Genomic DNA, 22,813 nt, shown 5'->3' on the forward strand with positions numbered 1-22,813 from the left:
TTGTAAAAATTTAATAAATAATTCAATAATATAACATTTAAGTGTATGCTATATTTTTAAAAATCATGTCATTAAAAAAACTGACTTAGATGCCAGTTTTTTTGATCATGTTTTGTTATCGTGCAAAGAAAGGAGTCTTCCTTTATGAATAGTCTTTCAAATAGATGAGCTCTACACTTTTTTTGAAGCGGGCGTTTTACGGGCGGTTATCTCTGTGATAAATACTCAATTAAAGCTTGACTTTCTTCTTTATTCCTTCCAGATCCAGGAACGAAAAGATATGTATCATGAAAGGTTTGATGGTCTTTAAAAAAGAGCAAATTAGCTGTCGGTATACCATAAGCAACACCATCTATTTTCAACCATTCATGTCTTAGATCAAGCTGATTATGATTAATCAGATCGTCTAATCGAGCAATAATATTTTCATCGATTAATTGTTCAGCAAAAGGCGCGTTAGTGATTAGCAAATCAACCTGTCCGACACCAATTGTCATCGCTAAACGTTCTAACATTTCGTAACTGTCACCTTCCATAACACCAGCTTGGTGCTGGATATACTCAAACAAAATGTCAAAATCATTATCGGTATGCAAAAGTAGCTGCTCTTCAACCGACGTCAACTCTTCTATAGTCGCTTCACTTACGACGGTGATACCTAATGGCTGATCACCTTTCGTTAACAAACCGTCTATCAACATCCACGTAAATACTAGCAGAAAAATTGAACCAATGATATGAAGCTTATAGTATTCCCAAATGTACGCGACCTTTTCTCTTACCGTCATCCCTTTTAGCGCATCTCTTAGCTTGACCATGTCCCACCTCGCTAAACGATATTAGAGGGCGAGCATACTAAACATGCCCGCCAATCCTTACAATGTTAATGTTAATTTATTAATACCTTTAGCAACCGCCACTTTAACACCTGTTTCTGTTGTTTCTAATTGCCCTACCGTTGTTGACCGTATCTGTTCGTTACTTATCACTTCTACAGTAAAGGGTTCTTCAGTCTGAGAAGTCGTTATCTCAATTGAATCATTTTCTTTTACAACGGAGAAGCGCTTACACAAGATTCCTGCACTATTATAAATAGGTAACTCTACCCTGCTATTGTCTTGTAATTGATAGAGTCGTAATGTAATAGATGCTGCATAATCATATACAGGTTGGGTCTGATCACTTCCAATCGGCAAAATCGTGTTTTCTCGAACAAAGAGTGGCAAACTATAATAGTCATAGTGGGTTTTAACCCATGAACCACCTTCGATAACTTCCCCTGATAATAAATGTGTCCAAGTTCCTGCAGGTAAGTAAAATGAGCCAAGACCCATCTCATTAAAAATCGGTGCAACTAGTAAGCGATCACCTAGCATATATTGTCGGTCTAACGCCTCTGTTAGTGGATCTTCAGGGAATTCAAGCAGCATAGAACGCATAATCGGAATACCTGATTGACTGTTCTCAACAGCATGACGATACAAATAAGGCATCAGGCGATTTTTAAGTTCAGTAAAATGGCGTGCGACAGCAACTGCTTCATCATCAAAGCGCCATGGTACACGATAAGAGGCACTTCCATGAAATCGACTATGACTTGACAATAACCCAAATGCTGTCCATCGTTTAAACACATCAGCTGAAGCAGTGTTTTCAAAACCACCAATATCGTGACTCCAATAGCCAAAACCCGAAGTCGTCAAAGATAATCCACCACGCAAGCTTTCTGCCATGGCTTCATAAGTTGAGTCACAATCGCCACCCCAATGGACGGGGAACTTTTGACTACCAGCTGTAGCCGAACGAGCGAACACAATCGCTTCTTGTTCACCTTTTACTTCTTTTAATAAATCAAAAACAACTTGATTATAAAGGTGTGCATAATAGTTATGCATTTTTTCTGAATTTGAGCCATCATGATAAATAACATCAGTAGGAATTCGCTCACCAAAATCGGTTTTGAATGCATCAACACCCATATCAGTCAATTGTCTTAAATGCCCCTGAAACCATTGCACTGCATCTCGATTTGTAAAATCAACAATCCCCATACCCGCTTGCCAACGATCCCATTGCCATGTGTCACCATTCGGCTTTTTTATTAAATAACCTTTTTGATGTGCTTCGTGAAATAATGGTGATTTCTGAGCAATATATGGATTAATCCAAACACAAATCTTTAAGCCTTTATCCTTTAATCGCTTTAACATCCCTTTTGGATCAGGGAAGTTGTCACGATCCCAAATAAAATTAGTCCATTCAAACCCCTCCATCCAGAAACAATCAAAATGGAACACACTTAATGGAATCCCACGTTCTGCCATTCCATCAACAAAATGTGTAACGGTTTCTTCATTGTAGTCAGTGGTAAAGGATGTCGATAACCAGAGCCCGAATGACCAAGCAGGTGGTAATGCAGGACGTCCCGTCAGAGCCGTATAACGACGAATCACGTCTTTCGGCGCCGGTCCATTAATAAAATAATAGTCTAATGATTCACCTTCAACACTGAATTGAGCACGTGATACTAACTCTGAACCTAACTCGAAACTGACTCTTTCCGGATGATTGACAAAAATGCCATAGCCTTTACTCGATAAATAAAAAGGAATATTTTTATAAGATTGTTCTGAGCTTGTGCCACCGTCCTCATTCCAAATCTCTACAGATTGACCGTTTTTGACGAACGGGGTAAACCGCTCACCTAGACCATATAAATGTTCGCCGACACTCAATTTAAGTTGACCGCGCATATAAGGTTGCTGATCCGGGCCTTCGATCCATGCTAATCCTTTTTGATCAGCAACAGTTAATTGACCGGCGACATTGTCAAAAATCATTTGAAAATCTTGCTTATTCAGCTTAAGTGTCAGCGCACCACTTGAAAAGATCAGTTGTTGATCTGTTTCATCTATCTGTAAAACTTGATTTCGATTAGCAACAGCATAATTGGGATACTTCTCCTTCTCACCTTGGTAATGCCACGTTTGAACACGAATAACATCGTCCAGTGGTGCCGTTAATTTAATCGTTAAAAGCGGTCCATCTAGTGTATCGCCACGATGATTAATATATTTACATGGTGCAAATAGGGTTAGGGCTTTTTCTTCTACTTTAAAATCATATATCTCTTTGGGAAAATGAATATGATAACCTTCTTTTACTAACCAATTGCCATCAGTGAATTTCATTGTCTCTCCTCCGCTTCTCTATTCTTGTCTTTTTAATACGAGCACACCATGACCCTCAATCGTCGATAAACCATCATAGCATTGGTCATTTAAAAGATCAGCATAACGATACTCTCCTGTAAGAAAATGCGCTTGGTCATGATTATGATTGATAACAAACAGAAAACGTTGATCAACGTTTTCTCTAGCACAAACTTCGACACCAGGATCAGACACAAGGGTAGGTGTTAATTGCTTTTCATCTTGAAGGGTAGCCACGAAATCATCAATAAACCGTTGTTCAGGACTCGAGGCGATATAATAAGCCTGACCTTTTCCAAATGCATTTCGAGTTAATGCAGGCATTCCAGCATAAAAATCAGATTGATAAGTGGCGAGCACTTCTGCTCCTTTACTATGAATTAAATCAAACAATATACTACAGGTGTATTTTCCTGATAACTTTCCGTAGGGTTTATCAAAAGTCATCTGATTTTTCACCGTTGGGTCAAGTGCATCAATTTCCTCAACCCAAATCCCAACAAGTTCTCTAAGTTCACCAGGGTAGCCGCCTAATGTAACCAAATCCGTTTCATTAACAATTCCACTAAAAAAAGTGGTAACAAACGTGCCACCATTTGTGACAAATGTTTTTAATCGATCAGCATGGCCTTCTTTAACCATATAAAGAACAGGAGCAATGACAATGTCATATTGGTTTAAATCTGTTTCAACACCAATCATGTCGACGGGAATGTTACGCTCATAAAAGGCACGATAGTATTTGTGTACTTCTTCGACATAATCAAGCGCAATCGATGGACCGCTGGACAAATCAATCGCCCAACGATTCTCCCAATCAAAGATAATGGCTACCTTAGCTTTAACACGAGTTCCCATCGTTTGGTCACCTAATGTTTGCAATTCTTGCCCTAATTGGGCACATTCTTTAAAAACACGGGTATGTTCATGACCAACATGTTCAATGACAGCACCATGATACTTCTCAGTAGCTCCACGAGAACGACGAAGTTGAAAAAACATGACTGTATCTGCCCCATGAGCAATCGCTTGATAACTCCATAATCGCATGATACCAGGACGTTTTAGTGCATTATAAGCTTGCCAATTTTGCTGTGAAGGGGTTTGTTCCATTAACATAAATGGCTGACCGTCTTTTAAACCGCGCATTAAATCATGGGTCATCGCTGTCATACTAATCGGTGTCTGAATCGATGGATAGTTATCCCATGAGATGATATCAATTTCCTTGGCCCATTTAAAGTAGTCTAGTTCTTGATATAATCCCATTAAGTTCGTCGTTACAGGAATATCACTAACGTATTTCTTAATTTGATCGCGCTCTAATTTGTACGATTCTAACAAGCTATCCGATTGAAATCGACGATAATCGAGTGACATCCCTTGAAAATTACTGTTCTGACCGTTTTGCCATTCTTCGGATAAGCCACTTGGCGCAACAATCTCATCCCACTGGTAAAAAGTATGCCCCCAAAACGCCGTGTTCCAAGCTTTATTTAGTGCATCAAGTGTTTGATAGCGTTGTTTTAACCAAACCCTAAATTGCTTTTCGCACTGATCACAGTAGCAATAACCACTATACTCGTTTGAGACATGCCATGCGACAATGGCCGGATGACCGTGATAGCGTACCGCTATTTTCTCTGCTAAACGAGAAGCATACTTTAAATAGGTTGGACTATTTGGACATGAATGATGTCTCCCCCCATATTTACGCTTTCTTCCATCAAAATCTACTCTGCTAATATCCGGATAGTGCTTTGCCATCCAAGCAGGATGCGCAGCCGTACCTGTTGCCAAACAAACATAAATACCAGCTTGATATAAACGATCAATCGTTTGATCTAAATCGGAAAAATCATACGTTGATTCATCTCGTTGAATAAGTGCCCAACCAAAAACATTGATCGTAGCTACATCAATACCAGCTTTTTTAAACATCCGCTGATCTTCTACCCATGTTTCAGTATCCCACTGCTCGGGATTATAATCACCACCATACCAAATTTTATTTAACCGTTCATTTAGCATGCATATACCTCCTGTTATGTAAAGTTCAGAACAGCTTGAGCCTGGTTTCCAAATTGGAAAGCAGGCTCAAAAAATAAAACAAACCTTCAATAATGGGCGGAGAGCTACAAGATGTAGCTCATTTAGACGTGGCCCTACAGGACGCGGCGATCTTAGTCTGTAATCCTTCTAAAAGACGTGGCGTTTTTAGTCTACGATCTTACTCGCCCACTGATTGTTAGTTGAGTGAATCAGGACCATTTATTCCTTAAAACTAGTTAACTTCTCCACCCCATAATTCAAGTATGTTTTGCGTCAACTTTGTCATCTCTTGGTTTAATTTCTCTACATTAGCGGTTTCAAGTTCATCAAGCATCGCATTCCAAAGGTCATCAAAATCTTCTGGATCAGCTAAAATCGCTTGGGTAATTCGTTGTTCGGTAATATCATCAGCCCGCTGCTGGATAATCGCAATATCTGAGCCTGCTGGAATTGAGAAATTGTATGCTGCACCGTGATTAGATAGTTGCAATTCATCTTGGGGTGGGAACCAATCAATCCAAAGCTCCATATCATATTCTGCTAACACTTCTTTTTCCACATCAAGCTGATTTTCAATCACTTGTTCTCGTGTATTTACAGTAATCGACTGACCATTGGAATCGACAGCTCCTGTTCCCCAATTCGGGAACGGATGAATATAGTAACCAAAGCCGGTTTCTTTCGAGAAATTCCCGTCTGTATTCATTCGTTCACGAACCTCATCGAATAATACACGTTGTCCATCTACTATTTCATAATGTTCACCTTCAATCCCCCAGTTCAATAGGATTTGTGCTTCTTCTGAGGCCATCCAATTTAGAAAATCAAAAGCTAAGTCAGGATGTTCACTTGTAGACGAAATCGCAATCCCCCAACCTCCGGCAAAACCATAATCTTTTAAGGCTTGATGGACATGATCTTCACTTAACGTGACCGGTAATGGTGCATAAGTGCGTTCTTCCATATCATCTTCTATTAATGCAAAACGCGCATCATTTATATTCCAATCTTGATCAGCAACCGCTAATACTCTTCCGGAAGAGATTTTAGAAATATAAGTATCCTGTGTATGGGTAAAGGATTCAGGATCCAATAAGCCTTTTACATTCATACCATTTAACCATTGAAAATAGTCACGGTATTCTGGTTCTAAAAATTTGTAAATTGTTTCTCCAGTGTTGGTATCAACCGACCATTGGCCATCATCTGGAAAACCACCAGCAAAGCCTGCTGGGTTGCCAACTGTAATAAGCCAGCGCCAATCACTACCTTGTAACGCTAATGGAATCGTCTTTTGTCCATTAATTTCTGGATACATTTCAGTATATTCTGTTAAGGCATCTTCAAATTCTTCTAACGTGGTGATCTCTGGATGACCTAGTTCACGAAGGACATCTAATTGGATTTGGAAGGTACCTGATGTTTCTAATGGTTCATCGTGTACGCCATAAGTTCCTACATTATAAATATTAGGATCATCAACTGAATTGCGCAAACGATCTAATTGGTCGCCATACATCGCCTTTAAATGATCGCCGCGTTCTTCAATCATTTCATCGAGCTTAATGACACCGCCCGCGTCAATTAACATCCCTATATCACCTTTAGCAAAAATCAGGTCTGGATAATCCCCACTGGCAATCATTAATGGAATCGTTTCGTCATTTCCACCGACTGGATAATCAATATCTAAAATCACGCCCGTTGCTTCAGTGATTTTTTCTGCAACAGGGTCATCAAACGATTTATCTTCACCATCTTCATTATAGAAAGTAAGTGTCACCGGTTCGTCAGAGCTCGGTGTTTCCTCTGTTGATCCGCCGTCATCACCATCTGTGTTGGTTTCTTCATTATCACCTCCACATCCTGCTAAGAAAAGGAGACCTGACACGAATAACAAGATAAAAATTGATAATGTCTTTTTCATAATTACCCTCCATTTTTTAAATACTTATTTATATTAATTTTCATTAATATCATGTTTTTACTGCACCTAGCGTTAATCCAGTAACAAAATAGCGTTGTAAAAATGGATAGACAAGTAAGATCGGTACTGTGGCTATAATGGTAATTGCCATCTGAATCGACTGGGGATTAGTTTGACCGGCAATGATCTCTGCATTAGCTGATGTTACATCACCACTTTGAATATTCGTGTTATCCAGTATTTTCATTAGTTCAAACTGCAATGTCGATAAATTTGCATTGCCACGAGCGTATAAATACGTATCAAACCAGCTATTCCATTGTTGTACCGCTAAGAATAATGAAATTGTTGCAACAACGGGTAAACTTAATGGAATAATGATTTTCCAAAAAATAGTGAAATCATTAGCACCATCCATTTTTGCTGATTCGGTTAATGCAATTGGAATACCATCCATAAATGATCGAATCACAATGACGTTAAAAGCCGATAATAGCAGTGGTAAAATGTAAACTAAGAAGTTATTCATTAAACCTAATTCACGAATCAACATATATTCCGGTATTAAACCACCACTAACAAACATGGTAATGACAAGAATGATACTAATCGGGACATTAAAAATAAAATCTCGTCGACTTAAAGTATACGCTAACATGGTACTCGCAATAATGCCTGTTACCGTTCCAACGACTGTTCTCAATACTGACATGCCAAAGGCTGACCATAAATTATTCCTTCCACCGAATATCTCTTGATAGTTGGCCCATGTAAATTGACGCGGATAAATATGAAGCCCGCCTCTTGCTGTATCTGTCGCATCATTGAGAGAAATAGCCAAAATATTCAAAAACGGGTACAGTGTCACAATAATGACACCGATCATTAAAATGAGTAAAACAATATCAAAAACCGTTATCCGGCGCTTTTTCATGATGATACTCCCCTCTCAAAAGAACCTCTGTCTAAAATTTAATTAAAACACACGACCTTCTCCTACTTTTTTTGCTACACTATTTGCAACCACAATAAGAATAACGCTAATAACAGATTTAAAAATCCCAATCGCCGTCCCAAATGAATAGCGGAACATGCCAATACCGTAATTCAGAGCATATAAGTCAATAACAAGTGCACGTTCACTGACAATATTGTTTCCTAATAACATTTGTTTTTCAAATCCGATGTTGATTAGATTACCGATATTAAGAATCAATAATACGATAATGACAGGTCGGATACTCGGCAAAGTGATATGCCACATCTGTCGCCATCTTGATGCACCATCCACTTTAGCTGCCTCATAAAGTTGTGGATCTGTACCTGCCATAGCAGCAAAATAGATAATCGCATTCCAGCCCGTTGATTTCCAAACCTCAGCAGCCGTCACCACACCCCAAAACATCCCTGGTCTTGCCATAAAATTAATTGGTGAATCAACTAATCCGATTGAAGTTAACAGATTATTAACAGGACCACTTATTGATAGCATGGTCGTGACAATATTTGCTACAATCACCCACGAAACAAAGTGAGGTAAATAAGAGATGGTCTGCGTTAATTTTTTTAATTTGGTAAATCGCATTTCATTTAACAATAAAGCAAAGGTGATCGCTGCTAACGTACCGAATACTAATCCTAAAATCCCCATACCGATCGTATTTTCTAATGCACGATAAAAAGTAGGTTCATTAAATAAATCTCTAAAATGCTTTAGACCAACCCAGCTTTGTTCAAAGAAGCTATTCTGTGGTTGATAATCTTGAAATGCCATTGTCCAACCCAAAACAGGTAGGTAACGAAAGACGATTAACCAAATAACAAAGGGTAATGACATAAGAAGAAGCGCTTTTTGGTTCTTTAACCGCTGCCAACCATTTTTCTCACCAGGCGATCGTTTAGGTTGCTTTCCCTTCTTTCCCGTTTGATTAATCGTTGGTGTAACAGGCATATTCACTTCCGGGGTAACTGGTAATAAGTTTTTACTCATTATTTCTCTCTCCCTTGCTTTACTCGCTTTAACCCTTGCTACAATTATTATATAAGTAAACGCTTTCAATAAAAACATAACTATCTAGACATAAAAACAAGCAAAAATTAGACGTCTTATATTTCCCCAGTAGTAAACCCGTGAATCAGGACATTATCGTCCGCATCACTCACCTAAATAGATTACCTCTGTTTTCTATTTTGAGGGGGATTTACGGACACTATCTGTGATAAATAAAAACACACCCAGCAAGATATGTGGATGTGCTTCCGGTGAACGTTGTATCGTCATTGAACAATGTCAGCCATCGTGTTTAGCATCATATTGACGTCTTCTTTTTTGACAAGGAAATCACTTGTTCCATCAATAAAAGCAGCATAATGGTCTGTGTCATAGTTAACGAACGCTAGAGAAATGGTTTTTTCACCTTCACTTGTTAATAAGGTCGATTGAACAACAACCTCTGGCTCTTGGTAACTTGGATCATCAACGAGGCCTGCCACCGTTAATCCTGCCAATGTTTTATAGCCCTCTCGAACCTGTTGTTCATCGATCTGCTTATCATCTGCTTCAAACTGGAACGCCACTTGTTCATGGTGATTGATTGTAATGTTAATGTTATGATCTGCTGAAGTAATGATTAATTCACTGATCAAGTCCAGCGCTAAAATTTTTATGTAACCGTCATGGTATGCCTGTGCAGGGTGACTGAATGCGTCTAAAATATCGTTTGAAATGGTAAAAACTTGGTCATCTTGATCACGTTTTGCATAATAACTTTCTGTCGTAGCAGGATCACCAATAATTAATCGAGAACTACCCTCTCCATAAATAAAATCAATGGTGAAATGACTATCATCTAATCCATATGATGAAAAATCGGTGACCTGTTCTGCAACCAATTGGTCTATTGATAAATTATAGATACTATCAAGTAACACCTCAATCCGTGAGTATCGAGCATGGTAATGGAGCTGGAACGGTTTTTCAACAAACCAGCCAGTAATATTTGCTCGCGTTTCTTCCTCTGGATAAGGACTGTTTTTCGTTAAATGAATCACTTCTGTGCCATTATCAATCCTAATATGTTCAACGTCAGCCGCTTCCCAACTAAAGATAGACGTATCCAAAAAAGCATCGACATAAAAGGGAACCGCTTCGATCAGTGCGCGTTCTACAAGATAAATCGTTTCACGCTGTCGATCTTCAACATAATAACCGGAAGTGTCCGAACTTAGTGCCCCAATCATTAATCGTTGTTCTTCACCATTTTGATAATATAGCCGTACACTTAACTGTGGCGTCTCCAATCCCGTTTCTTTCCTACTTAAATCTATTTCTTCTCCAACCCAATTCGATAAATTGGTGATCGTTTCGTTAACTTGCTCTTGTTTGGTTTGTTCTAAACGCCCTTGCACGACCCATTCTTGATTGACCCACTCAATCTCAAATCCATGCTCCCCATTAACAACAAAGCTTGTTACCTGATCATTTGGGTCAATGAGTTGAGTCGCTTGGACGTCATCATTGAAGGCAAACACCAGCCAAATCATTAATGTCGAAACAGTGATAACAATCATACTTATTATTAGTTTCAAACATGTGATTTTCTTCATGGTTAGCACCTCTTTTGCTTATCTTTTCTGATCAATTCTGCACTTGTTGTTGATTGTTTATCACCCATTCAATTATAGTCAGCTTCAAAAGAAACCGTAATGAATGAATACAAACGCTTTTTATGGCACATGCTTATTATATTAGTAACCGTTCACAAAAAACACCTGTCTATTTAGACATAAAAATCATAGAAAATAAGAGATCTGTTATCTTCTGCAAATTAACTTAATCTCCAGCTTTCATTAGGCGACTGTTAGTTATCATTTTTAGAAAATTCTTGCTCCAATTGTTTAAATACGGTTTGCATATTGTACATCATAAAAAAACCAATTAAACTCATTAAAAATAGCACTGCTATCCCAGGATAAGCATAAAAGATAATACCGAATGCGACGATTGTTGATAGATTTAATAAAGTTGTCTTTAAATATTTGAAAATTGCATAGGTTGAAATAACGAAAAGATTCTTTAACTTCACTTCAAATTTCGTCAAAATAGGGAAGGTGTAACACATTAACACTAAACAAACCGCAATAAACATTAAGAAAATAGGTGCTAACATTGGCATATAGAGATTAGCATAATGGATATCAATAATTAAAATAACGATAATCGTCCATTGAACAAACCAATATTTCCACGCTAATTTAAAATTCTGACCAAAAAAGCGCCAAAAATCTTTAGTAGGCTCGATTATTTTTTCATTGACTAGCTTATCCATTGTTTTTAATAAAGCAGCAAATCCCGGACCAAATGGTATTAAAGCAAGATAAAAAAGCAAAATATTTTGCACCGTAAACTCAGCGAGATAAAAAACCATCATAAACGGGCTAATTAATAACATAAAGTAAAGATTGGTTACAAAAAATGCATAAATATAATTTACCATGCGATAAATAGGACGATCGATTATTGTTTTAGTCATAACGTTTCTCCACCTCATCTATTAAGTATGTTGTTCTTGCGCTTTCTTTTGATATTCTTTCGGACTCATTCCAACATATTTTTTGAATTTTTTATAAAAGTAATCCATATTACTATAACCGACTAGCTCAGAAACTTTATAAACTTTATAAGGTTTATCAGAAAGAATCTGTTTCGCTTTTTCTATTCGAATCCGTTCTAGATAAACATGAAAGTATTCACCTGTATGTTTTTTAAACTTCTTCCCTAAATAGGAACTATTATAATTAAATAAGTCTGCCAATCGTTTCAAACTTAATTCTTGATAATAATACTGATCAATATACATGGTGATTTTTCCAATGTTATTTTCAGGTGTAACAACAAAACCCTCAATCTGCTTGGTAACGGTCCACCATTCTTTCAATAAGCGATTAATTAAGGCTTCCAGATTATTTGAATGATAGATGATAGCCAACCATTCATTCTTGTTAGGTAAATCCAGCTCTGGGTATTGCTTTTTGATCCGTTGCAATATAGACAAGACAAATTCAATCATTTCTGCTTGCACCCTAGCTTTCTCAAGTGCACAGCCTTGGAAATACTCGATAATTAATGTCGCTTGTTGCTCCAACGCTTGATAATCTTTAAATTCAAGTGCCTGAATCATTTTTGCTCCGATCAACTCACCATCAAAGGCTGGCACCGTTTCCTTAGCTTTCAAGGGATATTTAAATAACTGATCAGTACTAAAACTGTACGATCGATCTTGCAAATCTTTAATTTGTCTAACCGCTGCCGGCGTTTGTAGGAGGGTTTGATACTGTGCTGATAAATAAACCGATAGCTTTGAATTGAACTGTCGTTTACAAACATGAAAAAGTTGGTTAATTTCACCTTCTATTTCTTGCTCCAATTGCTTATTAAAAAACAAGTACATCATTGAATCTTTAATAATTAGTTTTTTAAAGGCATAATCGGTTGTCGCTAACTGCTGCTTTAGCGCTAGTCCATCCTTCGATCGATTAAAAGAAAAACAAGCGATTTGAAACGGGCCTTGATAGCGCCCGATATTAGGAAAGTTATTTTCATGTTCAATCCGTCCTTCAATTAAGGCTTTCCAGGCCTCTTCTTCAGACAAATCGTGATAAGCTGTTAACTGTGATGATACTTTGCGTTCATCTGCAATGACTGCTCTTATTTCAACTAAAATCTCAATTAACTCCTGCTCATCAATCGGTTTTAACAAATAAGAATGAATCCCTAACTTAATCGATTCACGTGCATAATTAAAACTTGAGTACCCAGAAAGTATGACAAACTTTGCATCACACCCCGCTTGTTTAGCTTGTTTGATAAATTCCATACCTGACGTACCGGGCATACGAATATCAACAAAGATAAGATCTGGTTTTGTCGCATCAATCAATTGCAAGCCATCACGTGCATTTTCACCATCACCAGAAATGGTAAAACCATAATCTTCCCAACTGATTACATGTTTCATGCCTTCACGAATAATCGGCTCATCATCAATTAATAAAACTTTATACACCGATCTCCCCCCTTTAATTTATTTACCGATTTAACACTTATTTTACTATTGGAAGTGTGAGTGTGACGATTGTGCCTTGGTTGAGTTGACTAGAAATCTGTAATCCATAGACTTTACCATAGTATAATTGAATCCGTTGATGAACATTTCTAATGCCAATCTTTTTACCATCATCACCTTCCCCTTCATCAAGACAATCTAGAATCTTTGCTAAACTAGTATTTGACATGCCAACGCCATCATCTTGAACGACAATTTTCATACAGTCTTGCTCACGAAAAGCATTAATTTGCAAATTCCCCATACCTTCCTTTGCCTCCAACCCATGAATAATGGCATTTTCAATAAGTGGTTGAATTAATAGAGGGAAAATTCTACAGCTCGATATTTGCTCATCTATATCAATCGTATACGTTAATTTATTTCCAAAGCGCATGACTTGAATCTCTAAATAAGTTGAAATAATCTCAATTTCATTTACGAGTGGAATAGGTCGGTCTGTCCGTTCCAAGGCAGACCGCATCATTTTACTTAATTTTTGAATTAAGACAGCTACTTCTTTATCTTTATTAACAATCGCCTTCATTCGGATCATTTCTAGTGTGTTATATAAAAAGTGTGGGTTAATTTGACTTGATAGCATTTTAAACTCAGATTCTTTTTGCTGACGACGCCAACGTTCCTCTTTTATTTTATGAACATAAACTTCGTCAATAAGCTGTTGAATACTTTGTGATGTTCGATATAATTCATCATATGCTTCTCCAATCTCATCCTTACCAGCAATAGCAGGCTTAATATTAAATGTGCCGTGAGCCACTTTTGCCATGGCCATCTTTAACGTTTTGATTCGTGAATTAAAAATTTTAATAAATATTTGAAAGGCAACAATTGAAATCGCGAGTGCACCAACCATCATCCAATAGCCACGGTTAAAGATTTGATTCGGCTCTTCCATTAAACTTTCCACTGGAATAATCGTCGCAATTTGGAACTCATTAACGAGTGTTTTATTTGGTTTTAAACGATGAAGATTCACTTTAACATCTTCACCACGGTAACGATGGTCAAACAATATATTATCCGGATCTTCTTGTTCAGGAACAGCAGAAATAAAGCCAGGATATCGGTACATTAAATTATCATCTCGGTTATAAACGATTTCTTGTTCATCAAGAATAATAAAGACATCATGGATCTCACTATCAACCATCTCTTTTAATTTATCTGTCGATAAGTATATTGCTAGCACACCTAACAGTTGATTTTCTTGATCATAAACAGAGCGCGTTAAAGTAAGGAAGCGTTCATTCGTCCAGTGTTCACGCTTAACCATCCATGAAATTCTGCCTTGGTTATCAACGGCTTGTTGATACCATTCTTCTTCAGTAAACGCTACACTCGCATGTATGAAATGTGAGTTAGTGATCATTGGGCGTTTCATATAAAATTGGATATTGTCAATTTCATCATAGTATTTAATATAATCTTCAACGATCGGATATCTTGAATAAGCATTGTACATGTCTAATGTACTTTCATAGTCTGTATTTAATAAATCATCCATATCACGACTTAAATAAATCAAATCGGAAATATGGGTCATTCGATTTAATACCGTCTCTAATTGAATCTCTATTTTATCTAGATTAGATTCTGTTTCAAAAATAGCATTATTCAACATGACATCACGCATCGCTAAGTTCAAGTAGGCGCCAACAAATATTAATGGAATAGCTGTGACAATCAGATAAATCCCCATTAGTTTGTAGCTAATCTTTAAGTCTAATATTTTTCGCCAAAGCCACCTCATCTTGCTTACAACTCCTCTATTTAGGCAAATCTAGATCTAGTCTTTGTCCAGGTTTGATGCTAATGCCATGCATTTTTATAGCTCGATTTCAATATGACTAGGCTGATTCTTATCCAATTGGATAACAGCTTCAGCTTGCGTTTGACCGTGAATGTTAGCTTCTGGGAATAAGGGTAGCTTTACTTTTAACTGATGGTCCAGGCAACTGACGAGTGTTAGTTTAATCACACGTTCAGTTAAATGCCAAGCTAAATCGACAACCTCTATTTGATCTGGCAATTTCACGCCTTTAATAACACCACGATCTAAGTCAACCGGCAAGGCTTGGAGTAAATATAATGTGTCATGATGATAGTCGACTAACATTTCATGTATCACCTGCGGAAAGGCACCATTGCCATCGACATTGAATACTTCCAAGTTATGATAATGACTCATCATTAATGAAGGGTAGAAACAATTATTTTTAATCACAAGCATGATAACTTCTTTTACTAGTTCCGGCATATGAAATTGAGTCGCACATAATGCGGTGTGCATACGTCCATGTGTTGATGTTGTATCACCATCATCGTTTAATAACCAAGCATCCAACCGTTTTTGAAACGCCTGACGACTTGCTTCAAACAGAATTGGATCTGTCTCCGCTGTAAATTCACGACTTTGAAAAATCGGATATAAATGAGAAAAATGACGATGATTATAGTTTTCAGCCTTCGCTGGAGTTGACCATTCTTTTAGAGCACCATCTTCATTGATCTGATACGCTGGTAATTTATCAAGCATTTGACGCCATTTTGCTATTTTTTCTGAATCAATGGCTAGCACTTGATAGCCCTCAATTAAATGGGTCAACACTTCTTTAGCGACGGCAATATCTTGTGTCGCGTTATCACCACAGCCATTCTCGGCAGAATATGAAGGAATAAAGCGGTAGTTACCATTTGGATCTTCAACTAAGAAATCTTCATAAAACTTAGCGACTTCTTCAAGATAAGGGAGTGTTACCTGTTGTAAAAACTGTTGATCACCAGTATAGCGATAATACTGATAATACCAATGTCCAATCCAACCAGCCCCACATGTCCAAAAATGAAGTGGCCATTCTAGATTCCAGTGAAGATGTTGTCCACAATTACTTGCATGAACAGGTATCATAATGCCCTTACAACCATAATAATACTTGGCATTTTCCTTAAACCCAGGTAATAACGAATCAATCAGCTTAAATAAGCCATGTAGCCCTTCGGAAAGATTACTTGATAAGGCAGAAGCAATTGATAATTGTACATTGGTATCGAAAGTATAATCGCCACTCCAAGCCGGTTCAAACGTACCACTCCATATCCCTTGTAAATTGGGGGTCGACTCACCTGAGCTACATATATACATAAATCGACTGGCATCGTAAACTTTTTCAACAAATACTTTAGACAAATTCGGTTGTTGTTTTGCTTCTTCTAGCAAAGTTGTAAAATTCTTAGCTCTTTCATCGTTATCTGCTAGATCTAATTGAACACGGTCGAATTTTTCTTGATGAATCCGTTGGTGGGCTTGATATAAGAGTTGAAATGATGCTGGTTGATCTGCTAACCATTGATCGGATAAATTGGGTATAATCCTTATAAGTAATCTGACTTTATGGGTATTTGTTATCGTTATCACTTGCCCTTGATTATCAATTGAAGCATGCGGTGCAATAATTTGCCCTAAAACCGTATAACCACCACTTCTTTTTGTATATTGATATTGCCATTTAAAATGATTATCTTGAATATAAAAGCTCCCATCTAGTTGTGGTATTTTGTAAATATCTCGTTTAAGCTTTAATTTAAGTGTTCGATTAAAATTTTCAATTTGATAAACAATCAAATGATCTGCTTGCGAAACAAAAGCTCGACTTTGATAGTCGTCATCGTCACCTCGATAACTAACAACCATTTCACCGGTTTGATAATTTAAGCTTCGCTGATAATGATCGACTGCTTTCACACCTGTTTCAATAAATAAATGAAAGGCCGGATGATAAGGATCACTCATCGTTAAACCTTGATACCCTCTTGCCCGTGCTTGTTGATAATGAAAAGCTTTCCCCGCTTGATATCCTTGTTCAGTTATGATTTTTCTTAAATCGGATAACACGTCACTTAAATGAGGCACCGCAAATGGATGCCCCATCGGTAAAAATAATTTGTAATGATTACCGATCAAGGTTTCCCGAATCGGATCGCCATATGTAATTAAACCCATCTTCCCGTTACCTGTTAGATAACCTTCTTCCCACTTGTCTGCTGGTTTATCATGCCATATTCCCTTTAGTGGAAGCTGGTGCTCACGTTTTTTTGTCATGACTTCTACTCCTCGTATCATCAGTTTTCGTTACTGTTTGAACCCATAAAGCGAACCTACACTCAGCGAGCGCTTTATCCGATGGGACGTTGCGTGAATCAGGTCATGTGCGGACGTTATCACCCACCACAATAAATTGGGTCTACGCTCTATTTGATGGTGGATTGATGGACAAAAAGGTTTGCACAGACTTATTAATACCTCCGTCATCAGTAAAAAAATTAATTGATAGCGCTTTCATAAACAACCCTTCAATTAGTGGGCGTTTGCGTTCTCCCCCCACAGGTGGATCTTTGTGTGAATCACAGGACATGTGCACCGTTAACTCCTTGCCCAATAGCTGAAATACGCTCGATTTTGAGGCGGACGTTTGATTGACGATTCTCTATAATGAATGGATGACCTAATGTTTTTCTTTCAAATTATAGCAAGCCTCGTTAACTTTGTCCATATGACAAACAAAGTTTATAGAATTGTCGCTACAATTATGATACAGTATTTATATACTAATAATTTTATAAAGATAGTGAGTGAATAAATATGAATCGAACTTGGAATCAGTACGTCGTCAAGCAAGAGAATAAAACATTAGTTTTATCAACGATTATCGAGCAAACCCCCATATCTAGAGCAAGTGTAGCACAAGTTACTGGTTTAAATAAAGGGACAGTCTCATCTCTTGTAAGTGAACTAATTGATGAGGAGCTCGTCGAAGAATCCGGGCCTGGTGAATCAAATGGTGGCAGACGGCCTGTTATGCTTTTATTTAATGGAAAAGCAGGTTATTCTTTAGCCATTGACCTTGGTGTTGATTATTTATTGGGGACCATTATCGATTTAGATGGTAACATTTTTTATGAAAAAAAACGTCAACTCCAATCAACTGATTTCGATGTGGTATTTCCATTTCTTACTGATTTCATCAAACATTTAATGGCACAAGTACCAAAAAGTCGTTATGGAATTATCGGGATTGGTGTCGGTGTTCCAGCAGTCATTAGTAACCAAGGGGAAATTTTATTAGCTCCTAACTTGAATTGGAAGAAGATTAAACTCAAAGAACAACTAGAGCAACAGTTTAATTTGCCGATCTATATTGAAAATGAGGCGAATGCCGGTGCGTATGGTGAAATGCGTTACGGCTTTGAACAAACGCCAAAACATATGGTTTATGCAAGTATCGGGATCGGCATTGGCGTAGGAATGATTCTTGATGGACAATTGTATAGTGGTTTAAATGGCTTTGCAGGTGAAGCAGGACACATGACGGTAGTAAAGGATGGACGCACTTGCCGTTGTGGCAATCTTGGCTGTTGGGAACGCTATGCTTCTGAACAAGCGCTTATCGATGAAGCGATTGATCGGAAATTAATTGAACACAATCAAGAAGAACCTTTTCATAATCTGATTGAATTAGCCGATCAACACAATCAAGCAGCCATTGATCTTTTTAAAGAAATCGGCACCTACATTGGCATTGGATTAACGAATACAATTAATATCTTCAATCCAGAACATGTGGTGATTGGCAACCAACTTATTGATGCGGAACAATGGATTGCCCCAACGATTGAAGCTTATATCAATGAGCATACCATTGGCTTTCATCAAAATGACCTTAAAGTTAGTTTCGCTAAACTACAAGCTTATTCGACTGTTTTAGGTATGGCAGCATTCACCATTGAAGGGTTCTTACTTAAGCAGCGAGATGCTTGACTAGACGCAAGAAGATCAAAAAGAGAACTGAACACAAGTGTTCAGTTCTCTTTTTGATCTATTATTTCTAAGTATATACTTTACTTTTAGTTTGGCTCAATTAAACCATATTTACCATCATGTCGGCGATAAACAACATTTGTATCACCTGATTCTGCATTTGTAAAGACATAGAAACTGTGACCTAACATATCCATTTGAAGAACGGCTTCCTCAGAATCCATCGGCTTAAGGTCAAAACGTTTAGTACGTACAATGTCAAGACCCTCATCTTCAAACGTTTCACTGCTTTCATCAATTAAATCTTTCTCCATCTCAGCAAAAACATGTTTAGGTGCACCTTTTTGACGTGTTCTTCGATTGATCTTTGTTTTATACTTTCGGATTTGACGCTCTAACTTATCTACTACTAAATCAATTGCTGCATATAAATCCGTGTGCTTTTCCTCTGCTCTAAGTAGTAAATTAGGCATTGGGATTGTAACCTCAATCTCTTGCTCGTCATTATAGACACTTAAATTAACATTTACATCTGATGTTGGAGGTGTTTGGAAATAGCGCTCTAATTTGCTAACTTTTTTCTCAATATAGCTTTTTATAGCTCCAGTCACCTCGATGTTTTCTCCACGAATGTTATATTTCATAAAAGTGTCCTCCTTTCTATATCTATAATTCTCTATTACCCTTAAAATGTCCTGCCTAAACCTTAATATGTAACCGTTTTTTAATATTTATGAATTGACTTAAAAATTATGCCATGATATGATTAAACCTCATTATTCTGATTAAATAACTCAGAATTGAACGAGGGGGAAAATAAAATGAAAAAACATTATTTACTAGCTACCTTTATCGGGTTGCTGTTGACCGGATTAATAGCTTGTAGTATTGATAATAATGAAGTGGAAGATAGTCAAAGACCGACAAATAAACAAGATACAGAAGGTGATGACTCATGGTCGGCAGTTGAAGAAGCTGGCGTACTTGTGGTCGGAACATCAGGCACTTATGCGCCCGTTACTTTTTTTGATGAAGATAATGAACTGACAGGATTTGATGTTGAATTATCAAGAGCAATAGCCGATTATTTAGAAATAGATATTGAATTCTCGACAATGGATTTTGACGGCATTCTACCTGCCCTTCGTAATGGTCAAATTAATATGGCTATTAACGACTTTGCCATAACAGAAGAGCGCCTTGAAACATTTGACTTCACCGATCCATATAAATACTCTTACGGCTCTATTATCATTCGTACTGATGATCTTGATGATTATCAAGATGCACATGATTTGGAAGGTGTGCCTGTTGCTTTAGGGTCATTAACAAGTAATTATGCACGTTTTGCTGAACATATTGGGGCAGATGGCGTTGCATACGATGGAGGTGTTGAGGCTATATTAAGAGATATTCTAAATGGTAATCAAGACGCTTATTTAAACGATCGATTAGTGTTACAACGAACCATTGAAGAATTTGGTGATGACGGGCTCACTGTAGCTGATCAAGTCAAATACCATGCTACGGAAAGTGCAATTCCTGTCTTACAAGGTAATGATGCACTTGTCGACAAATTAAATGAGGCGATTAACGCACTAAGAGAAGACGGGACAATAGCAAAATTATCTGAAGCATTTTTAGGTGAAGATGCCTCAGCACCCGTTAATTCATCCGAAGTTGTTGAATTCGACTTTTAAAAACATTTATCACAGATCCCCCCTGCAAATAGAGAAAATCTATTAAGGAGGGTAATGTTCGACTAACAATTAGTCCGAGGAGAACGACAGCATCCACTGATTGAAATGTCGCGTGATGAGATCTTGAAAAACAACAATTATTAATATAGATGTTACTATTTAGCAGGGGAGATATGTGTAGACTCCTTTGGGAGTAGCGTGAGCTTGAGATCCACTTTGACAAGTGGTTTTGACTTGGCAAAGTTAGCTCAAGCCACGCCCACGGAAAGCGGAACATATTTCCCCTACCCGTCTAAAACGAAAGGTTTATCCCTATGCTTTCTTGGAAATTCAGATGAGAAAGTTGAGTGACTAACTTAAAATCAATGCACTGGGTGATTGACTGAGACGTTGTTTCCTCGGTCAATCACCTTTTTCTTTACATGCAAAAACGAACACATTTCCACGGATACGTCTGTTGGAATCATACAGTAAAGGAGGAATAACAATGTTTGATTGGTTTTATCAAATACAGTGGGAATATCTTTATAACCCAGAACTCGCTTGGCAATCTGTCCCTTTGCTAATGGAAGGCTTAAAAGTCACTATGATTATTGCACTATTTAGCATGTTTTTTGCTCTTGTACTTGGTTTGCTGATTGGAGTAGCCCGAATGTCAAAGTTTTGGCTATTTAAATTACCAGCAAAATTTTATATTTCTTTTATGCGTGGCACGCCTTTACTTGTGTTTATCTTTATTCTATATTACGGTCTCCCTGTGATCGGCATCCAGTTTAACAGCCCAATTGTAGCAGGAATTGTTGGTATTAGTTTAAATTTTGCAGCGTATAATGCCGAAGTGATTCGTTCTGCAATTATGTCTGTTCCACGTGGGCAATGGGAAGCAGCTCAGTCATTGCAAATGAATTACCCACAACTGATGCGACGCATTATTATTCCCCAGGCCACACGTATTGCATTACCACCTACATTTAATATTTTTATGGATATCGTAAAAGGGACGTCGCTCGCTTCTGTTATTACTGTCCATGAACTGCTCTATTCAGCCCGTATTGTTGCTGGACGCACCTACGAAAGTATGACAATGTATATTACAGCAGCACTTATTTATTGGAGCGTTTGTGTGGTTATTGGTTTTTTCCAACAATACCTTGAACGTCGTTACAATCGCTATCTGAATAAACAATGAAAGGTGTGAGATGATGATAAATGTTAGTAATTTAAAGAAAAATTTTGATCAATTAACCGTACTTGAGTCCATCAACTTTTCAGTAACCAAAGGAGAAGTGGTTTGCTTAATCGGCCCATCAGGCTCCGGTAAAACAACACTGTTAAGATGTCTAAACCTTTTAGAAAAGCCAGATGATGGAACGATTCAAATTCATCAAGATCAGCTCAGCTTTTCAGGGGCACCTTTAAAAACAAAAGAGCTGATACGTTTGCGCAAATATACGGGCATGGTATTTCAAGGCTTTCACCTTTTCCCTCATAAGACCGTGATGGAAAATATTATTGAAGCACCCTTAATTGTAAAAAAATACACAAAAAAGAGATTAGTCGAACAAGGTGCACAATTACTTAAAAAGGTAGGTATGCTTGATCATAAGGATAAATATCCGGATTCATTATCTGGCGGTCAACAACAAAGAGCTGCTATAGCTCGTGCTTTAATGATGGAACCAGAAGTCATGTTATTCGATGAACCAACATCTGCTTTAGATCCTCAGCTTGTTCGAGAGGTATTAAAAGTGATTGAAAGCTTAGCAAAGGAAGGACAAACGATGATCATTGTCACACATGAAATGAACTTCGCTCGTCGCATTGCTGATAAGGTTTTATTTATGGACGAAGGATTTATCATTGAGGAAGGATCAGCTGAGCAAGTGCTTGACCATCCAAACGAACCACGAACGCAAGCTTTCCTACAGCTCCTTGACGATGAATAATACACGTATTACTAATTGTATATTTTAAGAACG

The 22,813-nt window shown here is 37.6% G+C and carries 16 protein-coding genes; 4 read left to right on the forward strand and 12 right to left on the reverse strand.

All coding sequences use genetic code 11. The features are described from left to right. Positions 1-206: 206 nt before the first annotated feature. The 11 genes from B494_RS0111210 to B494_RS0111260 form a co-directional block, all read right to left on the reverse strand. The gene (locus B494_RS0111210) at positions 207-818 is read right to left on the reverse strand and encodes a hypothetical protein (RefSeq protein ID WP_017472496.1); all 612 of its coding nucleotides are present in this window, start codon (positions 816-818) and stop codon (positions 207-209) included. A 57-nt stretch (positions 819-875) separates the two neighbouring features. Next, positions 876-3,191, reverse strand: coding sequence for an alpha-xylosidase (gene yicI / locus B494_RS0111215; RefSeq protein WP_017472497.1), 2,316 nt, complete (start codon positions 3,189-3,191; stop codon positions 876-878). Between the two features lie 18 nt (positions 3,192-3,209). Beyond that, complete coding sequence (locus B494_RS0111220) at positions 3,210-5,243, reverse strand: beta-galactosidase (RefSeq protein ID WP_017472498.1); 2,034 nt, start codon at positions 5,241-5,243, stop codon at positions 3,210-3,212. 253 nt (positions 5,244-5,496) lie between these two features. Further along, entirely contained in the window at positions 5,497-7,191 is a 1,695-nt protein-coding gene (locus tag B494_RS0111225) for an ABC transporter substrate-binding protein (RefSeq protein ID WP_017472499.1), read from the reverse strand. Positions 7,192-7,240: 49 nt separating this feature from the next. Next, complete coding sequence (locus B494_RS0111230; RefSeq protein ID WP_017472500.1) at positions 7,241-8,125, reverse strand: carbohydrate ABC transporter permease; 885 nt, start codon at positions 8,123-8,125, stop codon at positions 7,241-7,243. 42 nt (positions 8,126-8,167) lie between these two features. Further along, a complete protein-coding gene (locus B494_RS0111235; protein WP_017472501.1) occupies positions 8,168-9,181 on the reverse strand; it encodes an ABC transporter permease in 1,014 nt (337 codons plus the stop codon). Between the two features lie 287 nt (positions 9,182-9,468). Further along, a complete protein-coding gene (locus B494_RS0111240; protein ID WP_017472502.1) occupies positions 9,469-10,797 on the reverse strand; it encodes a DUF4340 domain-containing protein in 1,329 nt (442 codons plus the stop codon). A gap of 254 nt (positions 10,798-11,051) precedes the next feature. Beyond that, the gene (locus tag B494_RS0111245; RefSeq protein WP_017472503.1) at positions 11,052-11,723 is read right to left on the reverse strand and encodes a DUF624 domain-containing protein; all 672 of its coding nucleotides are present in this window, start codon (positions 11,721-11,723) and stop codon (positions 11,052-11,054) included. Positions 11,724-11,744: 21 nt separating this feature from the next. Then, complete coding sequence (locus B494_RS0111250; RefSeq protein ID WP_017472504.1) at positions 11,745-13,256, reverse strand: response regulator transcription factor; 1,512 nt, start codon at positions 13,254-13,256, stop codon at positions 11,745-11,747. A gap of 37 nt (positions 13,257-13,293) precedes the next feature. After that, on the reverse strand, positions 13,294-15,069 hold the full coding sequence (locus tag B494_RS0111255) for a cache domain-containing sensor histidine kinase (RefSeq protein WP_017472505.1): 1,776 nt from the start codon (positions 15,067-15,069) through the stop codon (positions 13,294-13,296). A gap of 75 nt (positions 15,070-15,144) precedes the next feature. Next, entirely contained in the window at positions 15,145-17,418 is a 2,274-nt protein-coding gene (locus B494_RS0111260; RefSeq protein ID WP_017472506.1) for a glycosyl hydrolase family 95 catalytic domain-containing protein, read from the reverse strand. Positions 17,419-17,958: 540 nt separating this feature from the next. Here B494_RS0111260 and B494_RS0111270 point away from each other — a divergent pair. After that, positions 17,959-19,134: an ROK family transcriptional regulator gene (locus tag B494_RS0111270; protein ID WP_017472508.1), complete on the forward strand. Its 1,176-nt coding sequence runs from the start codon at positions 17,959-17,961 to the stop codon at positions 19,132-19,134. A gap of 86 nt (positions 19,135-19,220) precedes the next feature. Here B494_RS0111270 and hpf read toward each other — a convergent pair whose 3' ends face one another. Then, a complete protein-coding gene (hpf, locus tag B494_RS0111275; RefSeq protein WP_017472509.1) occupies positions 19,221-19,778 on the reverse strand; it encodes a ribosome hibernation-promoting factor, HPF/YfiA family in 558 nt (185 codons plus the stop codon). Between the two features lie 177 nt (positions 19,779-19,955). Here hpf and B494_RS0111280 point away from each other — a divergent pair, with 177 nt between their 5' ends. The 3 genes from B494_RS0111280 (at position 19,956) to B494_RS0111290 (ending at position 22,780) form a co-directional block, all read left to right on the forward strand. After that, entirely contained in the window at positions 19,956-20,834 is an 879-nt protein-coding gene (locus tag B494_RS0111280; protein ID WP_017472510.1) for a transporter substrate-binding domain-containing protein, read from the forward strand. A 487-nt stretch (positions 20,835-21,321) separates the two neighbouring features. After that, the gene (locus tag B494_RS0111285; protein ID WP_017472511.1) at positions 21,322-22,023 is read left to right on the forward strand and encodes an amino acid ABC transporter permease; all 702 of its coding nucleotides are present in this window, start codon (positions 21,322-21,324) and stop codon (positions 22,021-22,023) included. A gap of 13 nt (positions 22,024-22,036) precedes the next feature. Continuing rightward, positions 22,037-22,780, forward strand: a complete 744-nt coding sequence (locus B494_RS0111290) for an amino acid ABC transporter ATP-binding protein (protein WP_017472512.1) — start codon at positions 22,037-22,039, stop codon at positions 22,778-22,780. The last annotated feature ends 33 nt before the right edge of the window (positions 22,781-22,813 follow it).

It is taken from the genome of Amphibacillus jilinensis Y1 (genome assembly GCF_000306965.1).
Taxonomy (GTDB): domain Bacteria; phylum Bacillota; class Bacilli; order Bacillales; family Amphibacillaceae; genus Amphibacillus_C; species Amphibacillus_C jilinensis.